This is a genomic window from Pseudomonas sp. R1-43-08 (genome assembly GCF_003852255.1).
GTDB lineage: Bacteria > Pseudomonadota > Gammaproteobacteria > Pseudomonadales > Pseudomonadaceae > Aquipseudomonas.
The window spans coordinates 5,263,431-5,285,134 of sequence record NZ_CP027734.1; the positions used below are offsets into that span (position 1 = coordinate 5,263,431).

The following is a 21,704-nucleotide window of genomic DNA, read 5'->3' on the forward strand; positions in this document are numbered from 1 at the left end:
ACGCTCATGAGTCGTTTGGCTGTTTTTCTCCTGACCGCCTGCCTGGGCGCCAGCGCCATGGCTGCGGGCGCTATCGACGCTAACCGCAAGAAAGACTTCGGCGATATCACCGTTCACTACAACACCTTCACTTCAAGCTTCCTGTCGCCGGAGACCGCCCAGAAGGTCGGCGTGGTGCGCAGCAAGGACAAGGGCTTGATCAATGTGACCGTGATCAAGGGCGTAACCCCCGTCGCCGCCCAAGTGACCGGCACCATCAAGGATTTGGGCGGCAAGAGCGAAATCCTGACGTTCAAGCAGATCGAAGAGAAAGGCGGTGTCAGCTACCTTGCGCCTTACTCCGTGACCCAGCGGGAATACAAGACGTTTACCATCAATGTTGAAACCGGCGGCAAAGCCCATGGTTTCCAATTCAACCAAGAACTGTTTCCGGCCGACTGATGAACCTCACTCAACTCGTACTCGCCAGCCATAACGCCGGCAAACTCAAAGAATTGCAGGCCATGCTCGGTGACGCGGTGAAGCTGCGCTCGATCGGTGAGTTCAGCCAGGTCGAGCCGGAAGAAACCGGCCTGTCATTTGTCGAGAACGCCATCCTCAAGGCGCGCAATGCCGCGAGCCTCTCGGGCCTGCCGGCCTTGGCGGACGATTCGGGCCTGGCGGTGGACTACCTCGGTGGCGCACCGGGCATCTATTCGGCGCGTTATGCCGACGGCAAGGGCGATGCGGCCAATAACGCCAAGCTGCTGGAAGCGCTCAAGGATGTGCCGGACGCGATGCGCGGTGCGCAGTTCGTCTGTGTGCTGGCATTGGTGCGCCACGCCGATGACCCCTTGCCGATCCTCTGCGAAGGCTTGTGGCACGGGCGCATCCTGCAGGCAGCCAGCGGTGAGCATGGCTTTGGCTACGATCCGCTGTTCTGGGTGCCGGAGCGCAATGTCTCCAGCGCCGAACTGAGCCCGGCCGACAAGAACCAGATCAGCCACCGCGCCCGCGCAATGGATTTGCTGCGCCAACGCCTGAGCCTGAAATGACCCACCACACCCAGGCGCTGCCACTGATCCACGGCGGCGCGCAAACACCCCGGTCGGCGTTGCCTGTGCTGCCGCCCCTGGCGCTGTACATCCACATCCCGTGGTGCGTGCGCAAATGCCCTTATTGCGACTTCAACTCCCATACCGCAAGCACCGTGCTGCCGGAAGAAGCGTATGTGGACGCCTTGCTGGCGGATCTGGACCAGGACCTGCACGCCGTTCATGGCCGCAAACTGAGCTCGATCTTCTTTGGCGGCGGCACCCCGAGCCTGTTCAGCGCCACCGCGTTGGGGCGGCTGCTCGAAGGGGTGCAAGCGCGCATCGCGTTTGCCGACGACATCGAAATCACCCTGGAAGCCAATCCTGGCACCTTCGAACAAGAGAAGTTCGTGGCGTACCGCAAGCTGGGGATCAATCGCCTGTCCATCGGCATCCAGAGCTTCCAGCAGGCCAAGCTCGAAGCCCTGGGCCGCATCCACAACGGCGATGAAGCCGTTCGCGCTGCGGGTATGGCGCGCCAGGCCGGGTTCGATAACTTCAACCTGGACCTGATGCACGGCTTGCCCGATCAGTCCCTGGACGACGCCCTGGCCGATCTGCGCCAAGCCATAGCATTAAAGCCGACGCACCTGTCCTGGTACCAGTTGACCCTGGAACCCAACACGGTGTTCTGGAACCAGCCCCCTGCGCTGCCGGAAGACGACACCCTGTGGGATATCCAGGAAGCCGGCCAGGCGCTGCTCGCCGAGCACGGTTACACACAATATGAAGTCTCGGCCTATGCCCAACCCGGTCGACCGGCGCGGCATAACCTCAATTACTGGAGCTTTGGCGACTTCATCGGTATCGGCGCCGGTGCCCACGGCAAGCTCAGCCATCCGGATGGGCGCATCGTGCGCACCTGGAAAACCCGCGCACCGAAGGACTACCTCAACCCGGCCAAAAGCTTCCAGGCGGGGGCCAAAGAACTGACCAATGAAGAGCTGCCGTTCGAGTTCCTGATGAACGCCCTGCGCCTCACCGAGGGCGTAGACGCCAGGCTTTACACCGAGCGCACCGGCCTTGACCTGGCGAGCCTCGCCGAAGGCCGCCGCGAGGCAGAACAAAGTGGCTTAATGCAGGTCGAACCGTCACGCCTGGCGGCGACCGACCGCGGGCAACTCTTTCTCAATGACCTGTTGCAGACGTTTTTGAGCTGATCGCTCTTAAGGAAATCGAATGGATTTGGTACTCGACCTGCTCGCCACCGTATCCCGCTGGAGCCGTAGCAACCTGTCGGAAATCTCCCTGGCGCTGGTCGGCTGTTTGCTGGTGCTGTTCGGCGCTGACATCAAGGGCTGGGTCGAAGCCCGCCTGGGCAGCATCGCCGGCGCGTTGCGCGTCCCCCTGATGGCGTTGGTGTGCATGATCGGCAGCGGCGCGGCGCTGATCTACGCCACGCCGTGGATCGTGCGGGGGCTGAGCCAGTTCAATAACTACAGCCTCGCGCCGGTGCTGGTGGTGGTGCTGGTGTTGATTGGCGTCGTCGCCGACCGCCGCTGATTTGACCGAAATACCTTGATCTAAAATCTCAGGGTTTCAGACCTTCTTGGTCAGATGCTCAACTTAATGAAAAAACATATGGACACGGACGTCACAAATGCGCACACCGATAATAGTTTTAATTATTTTTTCAGCAATTATAATTTTAGCAACTGGCCTCTGGCCCAGCCTCTCTAGTTTAATACTCCCCACTACGACATGGGGTCTATATACTAGAAGTTTCTTCGAGAACATCTTGGTCGGTGCGCACGGAACAGTTATAGATTTATTCCTAGTTGGTATCGTCTTGTTTTGGTTCGAACGAAGAACAGAGCAACGGGAAAGAATCGCCAAAGAAAACTCCGAGCGATCCGCCGCGATCACAAGACATAAAGAAACGTTGGCCGACCTAAGGTTTTATAAAGGTTCCGACTGCTCACATAGAACGCTTAGTACAATCAAGAGACTAATAGCATTAGAGGCAAACGACTTCCCGTGTTTTGAAGCAAATTTACAAGACATGCAAATAGAGAATATAAAACTAAAAGATACAAACATGATCGCAATAAATTTCGCAAACGCCAAGCTATCAAACGTAGAGCTAACAAATTGCCAATGTGACGCCACAAATTTTATTAACGCCAAATTTCATCATGTAACTTTAAAAAACGTAACTTTGAACAGATCAAAATTCTGCGCCGCAAACTTATCGGGTGTGGATTTTTCAGGATGCAAAATAGAACGTGTAGACTTTAGCAATGCAAATTTGCGAAGCGCAATTTTTAAGGGCGTTGATTGCAAAGGAGTGAATTTTACAAACGCAGATCTGCGCTCTGCCAATTTCAAAGGCGCAAAAAATCTCACACAAAGAATGCTGGCCACAGCAAAAAGCACCGACCATATACAGGTAGGTGCTTAAAGCTAAGTAATTTTAACGAGGAGGGAATCGAACCTCTCTTCCTACCGAATCGAAAAACGATAGTTAACGGAGTAACAACGCTTTAGCGTTGCGTACCGCCCCGGAGAATTAACCCCGTTATCAGCAACCAGCTCGTTGGGCTCTGATACTACTTAGCCATGACGAAAGTTGCAATTTATTTTTGTTTTTCGAACTTCAAATCCCACACCCCATGCCCCAACTTCTCGCCACGGCGTTCGAACTTGGTGACTGGGCGCTCTGCCGGGCGCGGTACGCATTTGCCGTCTTCGGCCAGGTTGCGGTAGCCGGGGGCGACGTTCATCACGTCCAGCATGTATTCGGCATAGGGCTCCCAGTCGGTGGCCATGTGCAGGATGCCCCCCACTTTCAGCTTGCTGCGCACCAGTTCCGCGAAGGAAGCCTGGACGATGCGACGCTTGTGGTGACGGGCCTTGTGCCATGGGTCGGGGAAGAACAGCATCAGCCGGTCGAGACTGTTGTCGGCAATGCAGCGGTTGAGCACTTCAATCGCGTCGCAGTCGTAGACCCGCAGATTGGTCAGGCCTTGGGTCAGCACGCCGTTCAGCAGCGCGCCGACACCTGGGCGGTGCACTTCTACACCGATGAAATCCTGGTCCGGCGCGGCGGCCGCCATTTCCAGCAGGGAATGGCCCATGCCGAAGCCGATTTCCAGGGAACGCGGGGCCGAGCGACCGAACACCTGGTCGAAGTCCACCGGCGCATCGGCCAGGGGCAACACGAACAGCGACGTGCCTTGCTCCAGGCCTTTTTGCTGGCCTTCGGTCATGCGCCCGGCGCGCATCACGAAGCTCTTGATGCGGCGGTGCTTGGACTCGTCGCCTGCTTCCACGGGGTTCGGCGTTTCGTTTGATTCAGTCATCAATAGCTCTTACTTGATCAGGCCATCCAGCGGCGAAGAGGCGCTGGCATAGAGTTTTTTCGGCATGCGCCCGGCGAGGTAGGCCAGGCGGCCCGCGACGATTGCGTGTTGCATGGCTTCGGCCATCATGATCGGTTGCTGGGCATGGGCAATGGCCGAGTTCATCAGTACCGCGTCGCAGCCCAGCTCCATGGCGATGGTAGCGTCGGAGGCAGTGCCCACGCCCGCATCCACCAGCACCGGGATCCTGGCTTCTTCAAGGATGATCTGCAGGTTGTAAGGGTTGCAGATCCCCAGGCCGGAGCCGATCAGGCCAGCCAGTGGCATCACCGCGATGCAGCCGATTTCCGCCAGCTGGCGGGCGATGATCGGGTCATCGCTGGTGTAGACCATCACGTCAAAGCCTTCCTTGACCAGGGTCTCGGCGGCCTTGAGGGTTTCGATCACGTTGGGGAACAGGGTTTTCTGGTCGGCCAGCACTTCCAGCTTCACCAGGTTGTGGCCATCGAGCAGCTCACGGGCCAGGCGGCAGGTGCGCACGGCTTCGATGGCGTCAAAGCAGCCGGCGGTGTTCGGCAGGAAGGTGTAGCGGTCCGGCGACAGCACTTCGAGCAGGTTCGGCTCGCCCTCGATCTGGCCTAGGTTGGTGCGACGTACGGCGAAGGTAACGATTTCGGCGCCCGAGGCTTCGATGGCCAGACGGGTTTCTTCCATGTCGCGGTACTTGCCGGTGCCGACCAGCAAACGGGACTGGTAGGTACGACCGGCCAGGACGAAGGGCTTGTCGCTACGAACGATGCTCATGGGAAATCCTCGTAATGGGGTGAGGTTCTGCAGAATGCGTTACGGCCGGGGCGACTAGCCGCCGCCGATGGCGTGGACCACTTCGACCTGGTCACCTTCGCTGAGCGTGGTGCCTTCGTGCTGGCTGCGCGGGACGATATCCAGGTTGAGCTCCACTGCGACACGACGCCCGGTGAGGTCCAGGCGGGTCAGCAGGGCCGCGACGGTTTCACCGTCGGGCAGTTCAAGGGGTTCGCCGTTCAACTGAATGCGCATGCCACGGGCCGCCATCGTTTTTAGGGGCCGGCATTCTAACGCGATTGGGCGCTGAAGGTCAGCTTCAAGCGTCAAGCGGTCAGTTGCAGGCGCCAGGCGAGCAAGCCGAGGAAAAACCAGCCGAGCAGAAACGCCAGCCCGCCGAACGGCGTGATGATCCCGAGTTTGCTGATGCCGGTCAGGGTCAACAGATACAGGCTGCCGGAGAACAGCACGATGCCGACCACAAATGAAATGCCCGCCCAGGTGACCAGTCGGCCAGGAATATGCGCGGCCAGCAGCGCCACGCCAAACAACGCCAGGGTGTGCACCAGTTGATACGTCACGCCGGTGTGGAAGATCGCCAGGTAGTCGGCGCTCAGACGGTTTTTCAGGCCATGGGCGGCGAACGCGCCGAGGGCGACGCCGGTAAAGCCAAAAAAGGCAGCCAGCATCAGAAAGCTACGCAGCATGAGGAACTCCAGTCAGACTCATCGGGCAGGGTCTGTATAATGGCCCGCTCAACGGGTTCGGCCAAGCCATCTCTATGCTGCGTGTCCTCTTCAATCGCTTTCTCAACGTCGTGAAATGGTTCGCCATCGGCAGTGTGCTGCTGGTGCTGCTGTTTCGCGTCGTACCGCCGCCGTTCACTGCGCTGATGGTGGAGCGCAAGGTCGAATCCTGGATCGACGGCGAACCTATCGACCTGCAGCGCAGCTGGGTGGCGTGGGACGAGATTTCCGACGACCTCAAAGTGGCGGTGATGGCCGGTGAAGACCAGCGTTTCCCGCAGCACTGGGGCTTCGACTTTGGCGCGATTCAAGCGGCGATCGTGCATAACGAGCGCGGCGGCACAATTCGCGGCGCCAGCACCTTGAGCCAGCAGGTGTCGAAGAACCTGTTCCTGTGGACCGGCCGCAGTTATCTGCGCAAGGGCCTGGAAGCCTGGTTTACCGGGTTGATCGAGGTGCTGTGGCCCAAGCAGCGCATCCTAGAGGTGTACCTCAACAGCGTGGAGTGGGACGAGGGTGTGTTCGGTGCAGAAGCAGCGGCGCGGCATCATTTTGGAGTGAGCGCCAAAGGGCTGTCGCGTCAGCAGGCCAGCTACCTGGCGGCGGTGTTGCCGAACCCACGGGTGTGGAGTGCCAGCCATCCGACCGCCTATGTGGCGCGGCGCGCGGCGTGGATTCGGCAGCAGATGAGTCAGTTGGGTGGCGAGGGTTATCTGGTCGAGCTCAATAACTCTCGAAAAGCCCCCTGGTCCAACTGACACAATACAAAACAACTGTGGGAGGGGGCTTGCTCCCGATAGCGGTGGATCAGTCACTCATATGTCGACTGACACTCTGCTATCGGGAGCAAGCCCCCTCCCACATTTTGACCGCGTCGCTGATTAGGCGGCGATCGACAGCTTCAGCTTGTTCATCGCGCTTTTCTCAAGCTGACGAATCCGCTCGGCCGACACGTTGTACTTCTGCGCCAGGTCGTGCAGCGTGGCTTTTTCTTCCGCCAGCCAGCGCTGGTAGAGAATGTCACGGCTGCGGTCGTCCAGCACTTCCAGCGCTTCGTGCAGGTTGTGATTGGAGTTGTCGCTCCAGTCGGCGTCTTCCAGTTGACGCGCCGGGTCGTACCGGTGGTCTTCCAGGTAGTTGGCCGGCGATTGGAAGGCGCTGTCGTCGTCTGCTTCGGCAGCCGGATCGAAGGCCATATCATGGCCGGTCAGGCGACTTTCCATCTCGCGCACTTCACGGGGCTCCACGCCGAGGCTTTCGGCCACGCGGTGGACTTCCTCGTTGTTCAGCCATGCCAGGCGTTTCTTCTGGCTGCGCAGGTTGAAGAACAGCTTGCGCTGGGCCTTGGTGGTCGCGACTTTCACGATGCGCCAGTTGCGCAGGATGAACTCGTGGATTTCCGCCTTGATCCAGTGCACAGCAAAAGACACCAGGCGCACACCCATTTCCGGGTTGAAGCGCTTCACCGCCTTCATCAGGCCGACGTTGCCTTCCTGAATCAGGTCAGCCTGGGCCAGGCCGTAGCCGCTATAGCTACGGGCGATATGTACGACAAAACGCAGGTGGGCGAGCACCATCTGCCGAGCCGCCCCCAAATCCTGCTCATAGTAGAGACTCTCGGCCAGTTCACGCTCCTGCTCGGGCGTCAGCAAGGGAATGCTGTTTACCGTGTGCACATAGGCTTCCAGGTTCGCACCCGGGACCAAGGCATAAGCAGGTTGCAAAGAAGTGGTCATACGAAAAAACCTCCGACTCACATAACTCGTGCAGTTCAGCACTGCGAAAATTGACCGGGGAACCGTAGGACAAGTTCCCTAAACTGCTGACAAGGTCAATACAAACGAAACTACATTACCCTGACATTAACTACTTCGGTGCCAGCTCACGTAAATGCCGTGCCACCGCAATCCACGCACCGATATACCCCAACAATACCGCGCCAAGCAAGAGGCTCAGACCATCGGCTACCGGCACCCCTGCCAGGGCAAAATCGCTGCCGTACAAGCCGGCAAGCCCGATAACTGCATCGTTCAGCCAGTCCAGGCCAAAAGCCAACACGCCCCAGGACAAAATCCCGGCACCAAAGCCATAAAGCGCGCCCATGTACAGAAAAGGACGACGCACATAGCTGTCCGTGCCGCCGACCAGTTTAATCACTTCTATCTCGGTGCGACGGTTTTCAATATGAAGACGAATGGTATTACCTATCACCAAAAGTAATGCAGACACCAACAGCACCGTCAAACCGAACACGAAGCGGTCGCCCAGCTTGAGGATTGCGGCCAGGCGCTCTACCCAGACTAGATCAAGTTGCGCCTGTTGCACCTTGGGCATCTCTGCGAGTTTTTGTCGCAGGGCTTCCAGGGCCGGCTTGTCCACTTCATTGGGCGTCACCAGCACCACGCCTGGCAGCGGGTTCTGCGGCAGCTCTTTAAGCGCCTCGCCCAGGCCGGATTGTTGTTGGAACTCTTCCAGCGCCTGATCGCGGCTGATGTATTCGGCATCCGCGACCCCTGGCAGGTTCTTGATCTCGTCGCGCAGGCCCTCGCCGTCCTTGGTGCTGGCGTCGAGGTTCAGGTACAGGGAAATCTGCGCCGCGCGTTGCCACGAACCGCCCAGGCGCTCCACATTATTGAGCAGCAACGACAAGCCCATTGGCAGGCTCAGGGCCACGGCCATCACCAGGCAGGTGAAAAAGCTGCCGATCGGCTGCTTGCCAAGGCGACGCAGGCTGTCGAGCAGGCTGGCACGATGGCTTTCGATCCAGGCACGCAACAGGGTGCCAAAGTCCGGGCCGTCGTCTTCGTCGTGTTTTTTCTTTTTCGGTTGCGGGTCGGCCGGTTTCGGCGCCACGCGTTCGGATACTTTAGGGCTGCGTGTTGCACTCATACGCCAGCCTCCCCGTCGCCGATCAGACGACCACGTTGCAGGGTCAGCATGCGATGGCGCATGCGCGCAATCAGCGCCAGGTCGTGGCTGGCGATCAACACGCTGGTGCCCAGCCGGTTGATGTCTTCGAACACCCCCATGATCTCGGCCGCCAGGCGCGGGTCGAGGTTACCGGTGGGTTCATCCGCCAGCAGCAAGGCCGGGCGGTGAACGATGGCGCGTGCGATACCGACGCGCTGTTGCTGGCCGGTGGACAGGTCGCCGGGGTAGAGGTCGGTCTTGTCCGACAAGGCCACGCGCTCCAGGGCTGAATCCACGCGCTTGACGATCTCGGCCTTGGACAGCCCGAGAATCTGCAGGGGCAAGGCAATGTTGTTGAACACGGTGCGATCAAACAGCAACTGGTGGTTTTGAAACACCACGCCGATCTGACGGCGCAGGAACGGGATCTGCGCATTGCTGATGGTGGCCAGGTCCTGGCCCGCCAGCAGCAGCTTGCCGGTGGTCGGGCGCTCCATGGCCAGCAGCAGGCGCAATAAGGTGCTCTTACCGGCGCCGGAATGCCCGGTCACGAACAAAAACTCGCCCCGCCGTACTCGAAAGCTCAGCTCATGCAAGCCCACATGCCCGTTGGCGTAGCGTTTACCGACCTGTTCGAATCGAATCATGAACGCTCCCGCTCGGCAAACAGTGCCTGTACAAAGGGTTCGGCTTCAAAAGTGCGCAGGTCGTCGATGCCTTCACCGACGCCGATATAACGAATCGGCAACCCGAACTGCTTGGCCAGGGCGAAAATCACACCGCCCTTGGCCGTGCCGTCGAGCTTAGTCAATGCCAGGCCGGTCAGTTGCACCGTCTGGTTGAATTGTTTGGCCTGACTGATGGCGTTCTGCCCGGTACCGGCGTCCAGCACCAGCAGTACCTCATGCGGGGCGTCGGCGTCGAGCTTGCCGATCACGCGGCGGACTTTCTTCAGCTCTTCCATCAAATTGTCTTTGGTGTGCAGGCGGCCGGCGGTGTCGGCGATCAGCACATCGATGTTCCGGGCCTTGGCTGCCTGCACGGCATCGAAAATCACCGACGCGGAGTCGGCACCGGTGTGCTGGGCGATCACCGGGATCTTGTTGCGCTCGCCCCACACTTGCAGTTGCTCAACGGCAGCGGCACGGAAGGTGTCGCCGGCGGCGAGCATGACTTTCTTGCCTTCGGACTGCAGTTTTTTCGCCAACTTGCCAATGGTGGTGGTCTTGCCGGCGCCGTTGACGCCTACCACCAGGATCACGAACGGCTTCTTCGGGGTGATCACCAGCGGCGCTTCAACGGGTTTAAGCATGGCGGCCAGCTCGGCCTGCAAGGATTTGTATAACGCGTCGGCGTCAGTCAGCTGCTTGCGGGCGACCTTCTGGGTCAGGCTCTGGATGATCACGGCGGTGGCTTCGACGCCCACGTCTGCAGTGAGCAGGCGGGTTTCGATGTCTTCCAGCAGCTCGTCATCGATGGTCTTCTTGCCGAGGAACAGGCTGGCCATGCCCTCGCCGATACTGGCGCTGGTTTTGCTCAGACCTTGCTTGAGACGGGTGAAAAAGCCGGTTTTGCTGGTTTCAGCGGCGGGTTCTTCGATGACGGCAGGCGCGGGGGCCTCGACGGCGGGTGGCGTCTGCACGACTGTTGCTACGGGTTCAACCACCGTAGGAATAGGCGGCGCTACGTGCTCAACCTGCACATCTTCAACCAGCGCCACCGGCTCCTCAGCCACAGGCAGTTGCGGCCACGGCTTGTGCTCTGGCTCTGGCTCTGGCTCTGGCTCTGGCTCTGGCTCTGGCTCGACCGCAGGCTGCAGCACCGGCTCGGCCATCGGCAACACCGTCGGCGCCGTCGGCGCCGGTGTTTCGGCAACCGGGTCGGCTTCTACTATAGGCTCAGGGATAGGTTCAGGTTGAACCTGTGGCTGTTCGACGACGGTTTCCTGCGGCTTTTTGCGCAGCCATCCGAACAGGCCTTTCTTCTCGCCAGCCGCAGCTGGGGTCTTCTTGTCGTCGTTGGAACCAAACATGGAGACGGCTATCTCAAGGTAGCGACGCGCCAGCAGGCGCTTCGGTAAATAAAATTCGATGCGTAACAGACTGTTTTTTAGCCAGCTCGTTCATGCGCAACATTTTGAAGGCCAAAATAGGGCCTCAACAAGACGGCCGTAGTGGCCGTCCCTAGGTCGGATCAGTATCCTAGCACCTCCTCGCCCGCCGACGCTAAGACCAAGCGGGCAGTCCAACAGGTTAAAAAACGAATGAATGCTCTAGCCCGCCGCGCCGCAGGCCTGCTGCTCAGCACAGTTTGTCTGCCCTTTTCAGCTTTGGCTGCCGACCCACAACCCACCCACGAATTCACCCTCGACAACGGCCTCAAGGTGGTCGTGCGCGAAGATCATCGCGCGCCGGTGGTAGTTTCCCAGGTCTGGTACAAGGTCGGCTCGAGCTACGAAACCCCGGGCCAGACCGGTTTGTCCCATGCCCTGGAACATATGATGTTCAAGGGCAGCGCCAAGGTCGGCCCCGGCGAAGCCTCGCTGATCCTGCGCGACCTGGGCGCTGAAGAAAACGCCTTCACCAGTGACGACTACACCGCTTATTACCAGGTGCTGGCCCGTGACCGCCTGGGCGTGGCCTTCGAACTGGAAGCCGACCGCATGGCCAGCCTGCGCCTGCCGGCCGATGAGTTCAGCCGCGAAATCGAGGTCATCAAGGAAGAGCGCCGCCTGCGCACCGACGACAACCCGATGTCCAAGGCCTATGAACGCTTCAAGGCCATGGCCTTCCCGGCCAGCGGCTATCACACGCCCACCATCGGCTGGATGGCTGACCTTGAGCGCATGAAGGTCGAGGAACTGCGCCACTGGTACCAGGCCTGGTATGTGCCGAACAACGCGACCCTGGTAGTGGTCGGCGACGTCACGCCGGACGAGGTGAAAAACCTGGCCCAGCGCTACTTCGGCCCGATCCCCAAGCGTGACGTCCCGCCAGCCAAGGTCCCGATGGAGTTGGCCGAGCCCGGCGAGCGCCTGCTGACCCTGCATGTGCAAACCCAGCTGCCCAGCGTATTCCTCGGTTTCAACGTGCCGAGCCTGGCCACTGCCGAGGACAAGCGCTCGGTACAAGCCCTGCGCCTGATCTCGGCCCTGCTCGACGGCGGTTACAGCGCGCGTATCTCCGAGCAGTTGGAGCGGGGTGAAGAACTGGTCTCCGCCGCGTCCACCGATTATGACGCCTTCACTCGCGGCGACACCCTGTTCATGCTGACCGCCACGCCCAACCAGCAGAAGAAAAAAACCGTCGCCCAAGCCGAAGCCGGCCTGTGGCGCCTGCTGGAAGAACTCAAAGCCAAGCCGCCAACCGCCGAAGAACTGGAGCGCATCCGCGCCCAGGTGATTGCGGGCGTGGTCTACCAGCGCGACTCCATCACCGCCCAGGCCACGGCGATCGGCTCGCTGGAGACCGTCGGCCTGTCCTGGAAGCTGATGGACACTGAGCTTGCCGACCTGCAAAGCGTGACCCCAGAAGATATCCAGAAGGCTGCGCGCACCTATTTCACCCGCGAACGTCTGAGCGTCGCCCATGTTTTGCCTGAGGAGACCGCTCATGAGTGACCGCAAGAGCAACCGCCTGATTCTGCCCGGCCTGATCGCCGTCACCTTGATCGCGGCCGGTGCCGTGTACCTGTTGCGCCCGAGCGAGTCGGTCGCCAGCCAGGCCCTGGACAAGGCCCAAACGGCCAACACACTGCAATCGCTGGCTGAACTGGACGGCAAGGCGCCGACCAACCGCAAGCTCGACGTGCAAACCTGGACCACCGCCGAAGGCGCCAAGGTGCTGTTCGTCGAGGCCCATGAACTGCCGATGTTCGACGTGCGTATCCTGTTCGCCGCCGGCAGCAGCCAGGACGGCAACGTGCCGGGCCTGGCGTTGATGACCAACGCCATGCTCAACGAAGGCGTGCCGGGCAAGGACGTCAGCCAGATCGCCAGCGGCTTTGAAGGCCTGGGGGCCGACTTTGGCAATGGCGCCTATCGCGATATGGCCCTGGTGTCCCTGCGCAGCTTGAGCGACAGCGACAAACGCGATGCCGCACTCGCGCTGTTCGATGACGTGATCGGCAAGCCGACCTTCCCGGCCGACTCACTGGCACGCATCAAGAATCAGATCCTGGCCGGCTTCGAATACCAGAAACAGAATCCCGCCAAGCTGGCGAGCATCGAGTTGTTCAAGCGCCTGTACGGCGACCATCCGTATGCCCACCCAAGCGAAGGCACGCCAGAAAGCGTGCCGGCGATTACCGTGCAACAGCTGCAGGCATTCCACGCCAAGGCTTATGCGGCAGGCAATGCCGTGATCGCGGTGGTGGGCGACCTGACCCGCGCCGAAGCCGAAGCCATGACCGCCAAGGTCTCTGCCGCGTTGCCCAAGGGCCCGGCCCTGGCGAAGATTGCCCAGCCAACCGAGCCAAAGGCCGGCCTGAGCCGCATCGAGTTTCCCTCCAAGCAGACCCACCTGCTGTTTGCCCAGTTGGGCATCGATCGCGCCGATCCGGACTACGCTGCACTGTCCCTGGGCAACCAGATTCTGGGCGGCGGTGGTTTCGGCACGCGGTTGATGAGCGAAGTGCGTGAAAAACGCGGCCTCACCTACGGCGTGTACTCCGGCTTCTCGCCGATGCAGGTGCGCGGCCCGTTCATGATCAACCTGCAGACCCGCGCCGAAATGAGCGGCGGCACGTTGCGCCTGGTCGAAGACGTCGTGGCCGACTACCTCAAGACCGGCCCCACCCAGAAGGAGCTGGATGATGCCAAGCGCGAACTGGCCGGCAGCTTCCCGCTGTCCACCGCGAGCAACGCCGATATCGTCGGGCAGCTTGGCGCCATGGGTTTCTATAACCTGCCGCTGAGCTATCTGGAGGATTTCATGAAACAATCCCAGGCCCTGACCGTGGAGCAGGTCAAGGCTGCAATGAACAAACACTTGAGCGCCGACAAGATGGTCATCGTGACCGCCGGCCCGACGATTGCGCAAAAGCCACTACCGCCCCCCACTGATAAACCTGCCGAGCAGCCGCTCGGGGTTCCGGAGCATTAATGGCCAGTTCATCTCGCCCGAAAAAACCTGTCCACAACGTACATAACGGTGTGGGCCAACTGCGCATCATTGGCGGTGAATGGGGCAGCCGCAAGCTGAGCTTCCCCGATGTCGTGGGCCTGCGCCCGACGCCAGATCGCGTGCGCGAAACCTTGTTCAACTGGCTTGCGCCCTACATCGGCGGCGCCAAGGTGCTCGACCCGTTTGCGGGCAGTGGCGCGCTGTTCCTGGAGGCGCTGTCCCGTGGCGCCTCCCAGGCCCAGGCGCTGGATGCGAGCAATGTGGCGGTGTCCAGCCTCAAGGAACACCTGGGCACGTTGCGCTGCACCAACGGCCAGGTTCAGACCGCCGACGCCTTGCGCTACCTGGAAACCCAGGCGGCCAGCGAATACGACGTGGTGTTCCTCGACCCACCGTTCAACCAGAACCTGCTGCCGACCGTGTGTGCATTGCTGGAAGAACGCCAATGGTTGGCGCCGGATGCGTGGGTCTACACTGAAAGCGAGACGGCGCCGTCGACGCTCGGCCTGCCGGGGAGCTGGCGCTTGCACCGTGAGCAGAAGTCCGGGCGGGTTTATTACGCGTTGTGGCACCGCACCCTGTAGGAGCGAGCTTGCTCGCGAAGGTCGAACAGGCGACACGGGCTGCCTGATAGCGCTGCGTTATCGTTTACGTTTTTCGCGAGCAAGCTCGCTCCTACAGGAGTCAGGGTAAGTTCGTCCGGCGGCGAGTATTTCATGACGGCATCTGTGGACCGCTTCACCCCCGCCTTCGGCCTCGGCAACCCCCATCTGCAAACGCTGTGGGGGCCGCTATGGCGTCCCACCACGCATATCGAGCGTCAGCGCGAACGCCTGTGGCTGGAGGACGGCGACTTTCTGGACCTCGACTGGCACGGCCCACATGACGTGCACGCGCCTCTGGTGCTGGTGCTGCACGGGCTGACCGGTTCGTCCAATTCGCCCTACGTGGCCGGCCTGCAAAAGGCGCTCGCGGCCCAAGGCTGGGCCAGCGCAGCCTTGAACTGGCGCGGTTGCTCAGGCGAGCCGAATTTGTTGGCCCGCAGCTACCATTCCGGTGCCAGCGAAGATCTGGCGGCAGCGATCGCCCATCTGCGTGCCAAGCGGCCGTTGGCGCCGTTATATGCGGTGGGTTATTCCTTGGGCGGCAACGTATTGCTCAAGCACCTGGGGGAAACCGGCGACGCCTCCGGGCTGCAAGGCGCGGCGGCGGTATCGGTGCCGTTTCGCCTGGATCAATGCGCGGATCGCATCGGGATTGGCTTTTCGCGGGTGTATCAGAAGCACTTTATGCGCGAGATGCTGGCTTATATCCGCGTCAAGCAACGCCAGTTTTTGCAGGACGGCCGACAAGACGGGCTCAACACCCTGGAGGCGTTGGGTCCGTTGGAGAAAATGCGCACGTTCTGGGATTTCGATGGCCGGGTCACCGCGCCGCTGCACGGTTTCCTCAGCGCCGAGGACTACTACCGCCGCGCCTCGAGTCGCTACTACCTGGGCGCTATCCGCACGCCGACGTTGATTATCCAGGCGGCTGATGACCCGTTCGTGTTTGCCCACAGTTTGCCCGAGGCCAGTGAGCTATCAGACTGTACCGAGTTCGAGCTGACGGCCAAGGGCGGGCATGTGGGGTTTGTAGAGGGTTCGCTGAAACGCCCCGGCTACTACCTGGAACGCCGCATCCCCCAATGGCTACTGGCACAACACGGATAAAAATGTGGGAGGGAGCAAGCCCCCTCCCACATTTTGATTGGGTTCGCAGGCCGATTGCTCAATCGCCTGTGGCCACTTCCCGCTTGGGATCCGTAATCCACTCACTCCAAGATCCCGCATACAACTTGCCCAACGGGTACCCCGCCAAGCTCAACGCAAACAGGTTATGGCACGCCGTCACACCCGAACCGCAATACGCCACCAGCTCATCCGGCGACCGGCCCTGCAACTGCGCAGCAAAACGCTGTTTGAGCTGCTCAGCCGGCAAAAAGCGCCCATCACTGCCCAGGTTTTCATTGAAGGCCGCGCATTGAGCGCCTGGAATATGCCCGGCGATGGGGTCGATGGGCTCCATATCGCCACGAAAACGCGCCTGGGCGCGAGCATCGATCAACGTCATGCCCGGTTCGCCCAGGCGTTTCTGTAACTGCTCGGCATCGAGCACCAATCGATTATCCGGCGTACCGGCAAACGTGCCTGGTTCAACCACCGGCGCATCCAGGCTCAATGGGAAGCCCGCCGCGTGCCACGCCTTCAGGCCGCCATCCAGGATAAACACACCGTCGCGCTTGCCGAGCCAGGCCAGCAACCACCATGCCCGAGCCGCAAAGGCCCCTGGGCCGTCGTCATACAGCACCACGTCGGTATCAGCGCTGATGCCCCATGCCTGCAATTGCTGAATGAAGGCGTGCGCCGCGGGCAGCGGGTGACGGCCGGTCACGCCCTTGATCACCGGGCCGCTGAGATGGCGCTCCAGGTCGGCATATTGCGCCCCTTCGATATGCCCTTCGGCATAGCTGCACAGGCCGTAATCCGGGTCTTCCAGGGCGAAACGGCAATCGAGGATCACCAGCCCGGCCGACGTTTGGCGCTCGGCTAATGCCTGGGGGCTGATCAGTTGGGCAAGCGGCATGACTGACTCCTGTGCATGCAAAGGGGAAAGGTCTTACTTCACTTCTTCCAATGCCTGGTTCAATGGCACGTAAAACTCTTTGAACAACCCATCCACCGCCGTTTTTGCCTGAGGCGTGACAAACCCTGCCTCCAGCACCAGCACCTGATAGACCCCACGTTTTATCGCTTCGGCGCTCAAATGGGTGGAATTTTCATTGGTGGTGCACAGGAAACGCACCCACGAGGTGAGGATGATCCAGGCATTGAGGGTCAGGGCCTCGGTTTGCACCGGGTCCATCGTGAGGATGCCGGCGTCGACAAAGCCCTGGTAGATCGCCCCGCCCTGAATCAGGCAGCGCTGGGAGAATCGTCGGTAGCCAGTGGCCAGCTCGGGGTCGCTTTCCAATAAATGTTCGAGGTCGCGGTGCAGGAAGCGGTAGCGCCACATGCCGGCCAGTACCGCCTGCAGGTAAAAGCGTTTGTCTTCCACCACCATCGCCCGCCCCTGAGGCGGGCGTAGGAAACTGTCCACCAACGCTTCGTATTCACGGAACAGCACGGCGATAATCGCCTGCTTATTGGGGAAGTGGTAGTACAGGTTGCCCGGGGAAATTTCCATATGGGCAGCGATATGGTTGGTGCTGACACTGCGCTCGCCCTGCTGGTTAAAAAGCTCCAGGCTGGTTTGCACAATTCGCTCGCTGGTCTTTACTCGTGGTGCCATAGGGCTCAGCTTCCAAACACGGGATTGGGCATCTTACGGCCTATCCGGATCAGGATAAATCTGGTTGTTACTGCAATGTTATTTGACAATTTAGAGTAATGACTCTAAAAATCCAGGCAGACCTATAACAACCGGGACCGCGCCATGTCTGCCAACGTTGCCTACCTGCAGCAATCCCAGGCGCTGGATCAACTCCAGATCCTGTTCGACGCCCAACGTCGCGCCTATGCCGCCAACCCGATGCCGCCGGCCGCGCAACGCCAGCAATGGCTCAAGGCTCTGCGCGATGTGCTCAGCGATGAACGCCAGGCGCTGATCAATGCGATCAGCCAGGACTTCAGCCATCGCAGCGCGGACGAAACCCTGTTCGCCGAACTGATGCCCAGCCTGCACGGCATTCACTACGCGACTAAACACCTCAAAGGCTGGATGAAACCTTCTCGGCGTGCTGTAGGCATTGCCTTTCAGCCCGCGTCGGCCAAAGTCATTTACCAACCGCTGGGGTGGTGGGCGTCATCGTGCCATGGAACTACCCGCTGTACCTGGCTATCGGTCCGCTGGTCGGAGCCTTGGCCGCCGGCAACCGGGTAATGCTCAAGCTCAGCGAATCCACGCCGGCCACCGGCGAACTGCTCAAGGCATTGCTGGCAAAAATCTTCCCCGAGGACCTGGTGTGCGTGGTGCTCGGCGAAGCTGACGTCGGCATGGCGTTTTCCAGGTTGCGTTTCGATCATTTGCTGTTCACCGGCGCCACCAGCATCGGCAGGCATGTGATGCGGGCCGCCGCCGAACACCTCACCCCGGTCACCCTGGAGTTGGGCGGCAAATCGCCGGCTATTGTTTCCGCCGATGTGCCGCTCAAGGACGCCGCCGAACGTATCGCCTTCGGCAAGGCCTTGAACGCCGGGCAAACCTGCGTGGCGCCCGACTATGTGCTGGTGCCGGAGGAACGTGTGGACGGTTTTGTCGAGGCTTACGCCAACGCGATTCGCGGGTTTTATCCGACCCTGGCCGACAACCCGGACTACACAGCCATCATCAACGAGCGGCAACTGGCCAGGCTCAATGCCTACGCCAAGGATGCCACCGACAAGGGCGCCACCCTGATTCCGCTTTACGACCAGGGCCAGGCACGCCGTATGGCCCATAGCCTGTTGCTGAATGTGAACGACGACATGACGGTCATGCAGGACGAGATCTTTGGTCCGCTATTACCGATCGTGCCCTATCGCGGCATCGACCAGGCCTTTGCCTACATCAACCAACGCCCTCGCCCGCTGGCCCTGTATTACTTCGGCTACAACAAACGCGAACAGGACCGTGTGCTCCACGAGACCCACTCCGGCGGCGTGTGCCTGAACGACACCCTGCTGCACGTGGCCCAGGACGACATGCCATTCGGCGGCATCGGCCCCTCTGGCATGGGCCACTACCACGGCCACGAAGGTTTCCTGACGTTCAGCAAGGCCAAGGGCGTGCTGGTCAAACAGCGTTTGAACGCGGCGAAGCTGATCTACCCGCCCTACGGGAAAACCATTCAGAAGTTGATCCAGAAGCTGTTTATTCGCTGATAACCTCACCTGCGGGACAATAAAAACAATGAACCCCAGCCTGACTGAAACACCTGCGCTGTCGCGGCGCGGCGTCTTGAAAATCGGCCTGTGCGCCAGCGCGTTCCTGGCCACCGCCGGGCTGGGGGCGAGCCTCAGCGGCTGCTCGAGCAGCACGCCGGCCAGCGGCTTTGCGCTGTTGCGGACCAGTGACCTGCCATTTTTGCGCGCGGTCATCCCGGTACTGCTGGAAGGCGCAGCCAGCGCCCAGGCCGTCAGCGCCGGGATTGAAGACACCCTGAAAAAGCTCGACTACAGCCTGCAGCACCTGTCACCCGAGATGTTCAAGCTCACCCAGCAGCTGTTCGACGTGCTCGGCATGGGCATTACCCGAGGCCCGCTGACGGGTATCTGGGGCAGTTGGGAAAACGCCAGCGCGGAGCAGATCCGCAACTTCCTGCAGCGTTGGGAAAACAGCTACCTGAACCTGCTGCGCATGGGCCAGGGCTCGCTGCTCAAGCTGGTGACCATGGCCTGGTACTTCCGGCCCGAGTCCTGGGCCCATTGCGGCTATCCCGGCCCGCCGAAAATCTGATTTGCATCCCCAACAATAAAAACCAGAGACGAACCTGATGCCCGTACCCGATCTATTCCGCGACGGCATGGCCCGCGGCTGGAAAACCCACAACGGCGCCGCCCTCGACAGCGACCTGACCCTGGAAGCCGACGTAGCCATCATCGGCAGCGGCGCCGGTGGCGGCACCACCGCTGAAATCCTCAGCGCCGCTGGCTACAAGGTGCTGTTGATCGAAGAAGGCCCACTCAAGACCAGCAGCGATTTCAAGCTGCTGGAAGACGAAGCCTATGCCAGCCTGTACCAGGAAGGGATCGGCCGCATGAGCAAGGACGGTGCGATTACCATCCTGCAGGGCCGGGCGGTGGGCGGCACCACGCTGATCAACTGGACCTCCAGCTTCCGCACACCGGATGCCACCCTCGCCCATTGGGCCAGCGACTACGCGGTGAAGGGCCATAGCAGCGCCGAGATGGCGCCGTGGTTCGAGACCATGGAGCAGCGCCTGGGCATCGCGCCATGGGCCCTGCCGCCCAATGCCAACAACGACGTGATCCGCAAAGGCTGCGAAAAGCTCGGCTACAGCTGGCACGTGATCCCGCGCAATGTGCGCGGTTGCTTCAACCTGGGTTATTGCGGCATGGGCTGCCCGGTCAATGCCAAGCAATCGATGCTGGTGACCACCATCCCCGCCACGCTGGAGAAAGGCGGCGAGCTGCTCTACCTGGCTCGCGCCGAGCGCCTCAAATACAGCGGCGACATGATCAGCAGCCTGGAATGCGTGGCCATGGATAAGCGCTGCGTGGCGCCTACCGGCCGCAAGATCACCGTGAAGGCCAAACACTACGTACTCGCGGGCGGCGGCATCAACAGCCCGGCATTGCTGATGCGCTCGGGCGCGCCCGACCCGCATTCACGCCTGGGCAAACGCACCTTCCTGCACCTGGTGAATTTCTCCGCCGGGTTGTTCGACGAGGTGATCAACCCGTTCTACGGTGCGCCGCAGTCGATCTATTCCGACCACTTCCAGTGGCAGGACGGCACCACCGGTAAAATGTCCTACAAACTAGAAGCTCCGCCCCTGCATCCAGGACTGGCTACCACCCTGTTCGGCGGCTACGGCGCGCAGAACGCCCTGGACATGAGCCAATTGCCCCACACCCACGCCATGCTCGCGCTATTGCGAGACGGCTTTCACCCCGACAGCCCTGGCGGCGCAGTGGAATTACGCGGTGACGGTACGCCGGTGCTCGACTATCAGGTCTCGCCCTATGCCTGGGACGGCCTGCGCCGGGCCTTCCACAGCATGGCCGAGATTCAGTTCGCGGCGGGCGCCAAATCGGTCAAGCCCCTGCATCACGACGCCCGGTACGTGAATAACCTGGCAGATGCACGTAGTTTGATCGACGGTTTGAGCCTCGAACTGCATCGCACCACCCTGGGCAGCGCCCATGTGATGGGCGGTTGCGCCATGGGCGAAGACCCGACAAACGCAGTGGCCGATAGCCTCGGTCGCCATCACCAACTGCGCAACCTGTCGATTCACGACGGCTCTCTGTTCCCCACCAGCATTGGGGCAAATCCCCAATTGTCGGTGTATGGATTGACTGCCCAACTCGCGTCGGCTTTGTCCGAACGTCTGAAAACAGCGTGAAAAATCGCAGGATTCACGGCATCTATCTACATAAGTCGACTTGGCCGACCGGGATGGCTGCGATACCATCCGGTTCCCCAACGGACTCCGCCAGGACGACGCGATGAACCGAGTGTTGTACCCAGGTACCTTCGACCCGATTACCAAAGGCCATGGCGATCTGGTCGAACGCGCCTCTCGCCTGTTCGACCATGTGATCATCGCGGTTGCCGCCAGCCCCAAGAAAAACCCGCTGTTCCCGTTGGAACAACGCGTGGAGCTGGCCCGTGAGGTCACCAAGCACCTGCCTAACGTAGAAGTGGTGGGCTTTGCGACGCTGCTGGCGCATTTTGCCAAGGAGCAGAATGCCAATGTGTTCCTGCGTGGCCTGCGCGCGGTGTCGGATTTCGAATATGAATTCCAGCTGGCCAACATGAACCGCCAACTGGCGCCGGACGTGGAAAGCCTGTTTCTGACGCCGTCGGAACGTTACTCGTTCATTTCCTCGACGTTGGTGCGCGAAATCGCTGCTTTGGGCGGAGATATCACCAAGTTCGTGCATCCGGCCGTTGCGGACGCGCTGACGCTACGCTTCAAGAAGTAAGACCGCTCAACCGGCGCCCGCTCGCGCTGCGGGCGCCAATGCGGCACAATTGCGC

General features: G+C 60.7%; 23 protein-coding genes and 1 pseudogene. 14 read left to right on the forward strand and 10 right to left on the reverse strand.

The genetic code is table 11. From position 1 onward, the window contains the following. Positions 1-6: 6 nt before the first annotated feature. The 5 genes from C4J87_RS24270 (at position 7) to C4J87_RS24290 (ending at position 3,474) form a co-directional block, all read left to right on the forward strand. A complete protein-coding gene (locus tag C4J87_RS24270) occupies positions 7-441 on the forward strand; it encodes a DUF4426 domain-containing protein (protein WP_124368696.1) in 435 nt (144 codons plus the stop codon). Further along, complete coding sequence (rdgB, locus tag C4J87_RS24275; protein WP_164487697.1) at positions 438-1,034, forward strand: RdgB/HAM1 family non-canonical purine NTP pyrophosphatase; 597 nt, start codon at positions 438-440, stop codon at positions 1,032-1,034. The genes C4J87_RS24270 and rdgB overlap by 4 nt, the downstream gene beginning before the upstream one ends. Then, positions 1,031-2,233: a radical SAM family heme chaperone HemW gene (hemW, locus tag C4J87_RS24280; RefSeq protein ID WP_124368698.1), complete on the forward strand. Its 1,203-nt coding sequence runs from the start codon at positions 1,031-1,033 to the stop codon at positions 2,231-2,233. The genes rdgB and hemW overlap by 4 nt, the downstream gene beginning before the upstream one ends. A gap of 19 nt (positions 2,234-2,252) precedes the next feature. Next, positions 2,253-2,576, forward strand: a complete 324-nt coding sequence (locus C4J87_RS24285) for a DUF3392 domain-containing protein (protein ID WP_016972961.1) — start codon at positions 2,253-2,255, stop codon at positions 2,574-2,576. A gap of 97 nt (positions 2,577-2,673) precedes the next feature. Next, positions 2,674-3,474 carry a pentapeptide repeat-containing protein gene (locus C4J87_RS24290; RefSeq protein ID WP_124368699.1) on the forward strand — a complete coding sequence of 267 codons (801 nt, stop codon included), beginning with the start codon at positions 2,674-2,676 and terminating at the stop codon, positions 3,472-3,474. A gap of 175 nt (positions 3,475-3,649) precedes the next feature. Here C4J87_RS24290 and trmB read toward each other — a convergent pair whose 3' ends face one another. From trmB to C4J87_RS24310, 4 genes are all read right to left on the reverse strand, one after another. Beyond that, positions 3,650-4,375, reverse strand: a complete 726-nt coding sequence (gene trmB / locus C4J87_RS24295; RefSeq protein WP_124368700.1) for a tRNA (guanosine(46)-N7)-methyltransferase TrmB — start codon at positions 4,373-4,375, stop codon at positions 3,650-3,652. A gap of 9 nt (positions 4,376-4,384) precedes the next feature. Then, entirely contained in the window at positions 4,385-5,179 is a 795-nt protein-coding gene (locus tag C4J87_RS24300) for a thiazole synthase (protein WP_124364814.1), read from the reverse strand. Between the two features lie 54 nt (positions 5,180-5,233). Further along, complete coding sequence (gene thiS / locus C4J87_RS24305; protein ID WP_124368701.1) at positions 5,234-5,434, reverse strand: sulfur carrier protein ThiS; 201 nt, start codon at positions 5,432-5,434, stop codon at positions 5,234-5,236. A gap of 71 nt (positions 5,435-5,505) precedes the next feature. Next, positions 5,506-5,886 (reverse strand): DUF423 domain-containing protein, encoded by a 381-nt coding sequence (locus tag C4J87_RS24310; protein ID WP_124364815.1) that lies wholly within the window; start codon positions 5,884-5,886, stop codon positions 5,506-5,508. A gap of 74 nt (positions 5,887-5,960) precedes the next feature. On the opposite strand from C4J87_RS24310, the gene mtgA reads away from it, so the two are divergent. After that, positions 5,961-6,683 (forward strand): monofunctional biosynthetic peptidoglycan transglycosylase, encoded by a 723-nt coding sequence (mtgA, locus tag C4J87_RS24315; RefSeq protein WP_124368702.1) that lies wholly within the window; start codon positions 5,961-5,963, stop codon positions 6,681-6,683. Between the two features lie 123 nt (positions 6,684-6,806). Here mtgA and rpoH read toward each other — a convergent pair whose 3' ends face one another. The 4 genes from rpoH to ftsY all read right to left on the reverse strand — a co-directional run bounded on the left by rpoH (position 6,807) and on the right by ftsY (position 10,867). After that, positions 6,807-7,661 carry an RNA polymerase sigma factor RpoH gene (rpoH, locus tag C4J87_RS24320; protein ID WP_003176698.1) on the reverse strand — a complete coding sequence of 285 codons (855 nt, stop codon included), beginning with the start codon at positions 7,659-7,661 and terminating at the stop codon, positions 6,807-6,809. Between the two features lie 130 nt (positions 7,662-7,791). Beyond that, a complete protein-coding gene (gene ftsX / locus C4J87_RS24325; protein ID WP_124368703.1) occupies positions 7,792-8,814 on the reverse strand; it encodes a permease-like cell division protein FtsX in 1,023 nt (340 codons plus the stop codon). After that, entirely contained in the window at positions 8,811-9,482 is a 672-nt protein-coding gene (gene ftsE / locus C4J87_RS24330; RefSeq protein ID WP_003213784.1) for a cell division ATP-binding protein FtsE, read from the reverse strand. The genes ftsX and ftsE overlap by 4 nt, the downstream gene beginning before the upstream one ends. Next, entirely contained in the window at positions 9,479-10,867 is a 1,389-nt protein-coding gene (gene ftsY, locus C4J87_RS24335; protein WP_124368704.1) for a signal recognition particle-docking protein FtsY, read from the reverse strand. Before ftsY ends, ftsE begins: the two co-directional genes overlap by 4 nt. 231 nt (positions 10,868-11,098) lie before the next feature. Here ftsY and C4J87_RS24340 point away from each other — a divergent pair, with 231 nt between their 5' ends. From C4J87_RS24340 to C4J87_RS24355, 4 genes are all read left to right on the forward strand, one after another. Further along, complete coding sequence (locus tag C4J87_RS24340; protein ID WP_124368705.1) at positions 11,099-12,454, forward strand: pitrilysin family protein; 1,356 nt, start codon at positions 11,099-11,101, stop codon at positions 12,452-12,454. Next, entirely contained in the window at positions 12,447-13,937 is a 1,491-nt protein-coding gene (locus C4J87_RS24345) for a pitrilysin family protein (RefSeq protein WP_124368706.1), read from the forward strand. The genes C4J87_RS24340 and C4J87_RS24345 overlap by 8 nt, the downstream gene beginning before the upstream one ends. Then, entirely contained in the window at positions 13,937-14,542 is a 606-nt protein-coding gene (rsmD, locus tag C4J87_RS24350; RefSeq protein ID WP_124364821.1) for a 16S rRNA (guanine(966)-N(2))-methyltransferase RsmD, read from the forward strand. The genes C4J87_RS24345 and rsmD overlap by 1 nt, the downstream gene beginning before the upstream one ends. A gap of 132 nt (positions 14,543-14,674) precedes the next feature. Continuing rightward, positions 14,675-15,670: a hydrolase gene (locus C4J87_RS24355; protein WP_124368707.1), complete on the forward strand. Its 996-nt coding sequence runs from the start codon at positions 14,675-14,677 to the stop codon at positions 15,668-15,670. A gap of 58 nt (positions 15,671-15,728) precedes the next feature. On the opposite strand, the gene C4J87_RS24360 is transcribed toward C4J87_RS24355, so the two are convergent. Both C4J87_RS24360 and C4J87_RS24365 read right to left on the reverse strand, forming a co-directional pair. Continuing rightward, entirely contained in the window at positions 15,729-16,583 is an 855-nt protein-coding gene (locus C4J87_RS24360) for a sulfurtransferase (RefSeq protein ID WP_124368708.1), read from the reverse strand. A 33-nt stretch (positions 16,584-16,616) separates the two neighbouring features. Beyond that, positions 16,617-17,288 carry a TetR/AcrR family transcriptional regulator gene (locus C4J87_RS24365; RefSeq protein WP_124368709.1) on the reverse strand — a complete coding sequence of 224 codons (672 nt, stop codon included), beginning with the start codon at positions 17,286-17,288 and terminating at the stop codon, positions 16,617-16,619. A 144-nt stretch (positions 17,289-17,432) separates the two neighbouring features. Here C4J87_RS24365 and C4J87_RS24370 point away from each other — a divergent pair. The 4 genes and pseudogenes from C4J87_RS24370 (at position 17,433) to coaD (ending at position 21,649) form a co-directional block, all read left to right on the forward strand. After that, positions 17,433-18,859: pseudogene (locus tag C4J87_RS24370) on the forward strand (coniferyl aldehyde dehydrogenase). 28 nt (positions 18,860-18,887) lie between these two features. Continuing rightward, positions 18,888-19,433: a twin-arginine translocation pathway signal protein gene (locus C4J87_RS24375; RefSeq protein ID WP_124368710.1), complete on the forward strand. Its 546-nt coding sequence runs from the start codon at positions 18,888-18,890 to the stop codon at positions 19,431-19,433. A 37-nt stretch (positions 19,434-19,470) separates the two neighbouring features. Further along, the gene (locus C4J87_RS24380) at positions 19,471-21,066 is read left to right on the forward strand and encodes a GMC family oxidoreductase (RefSeq protein ID WP_124368711.1); all 1,596 of its coding nucleotides are present in this window, start codon (positions 19,471-19,473) and stop codon (positions 21,064-21,066) included. 103 nt (positions 21,067-21,169) lie between these two features. After that, the gene (gene coaD, locus C4J87_RS24385) at positions 21,170-21,649 is read left to right on the forward strand and encodes a pantetheine-phosphate adenylyltransferase (protein ID WP_049711086.1); all 480 of its coding nucleotides are present in this window, start codon (positions 21,170-21,172) and stop codon (positions 21,647-21,649) included. The last annotated feature ends 55 nt before the right edge of the window (positions 21,650-21,704 follow it).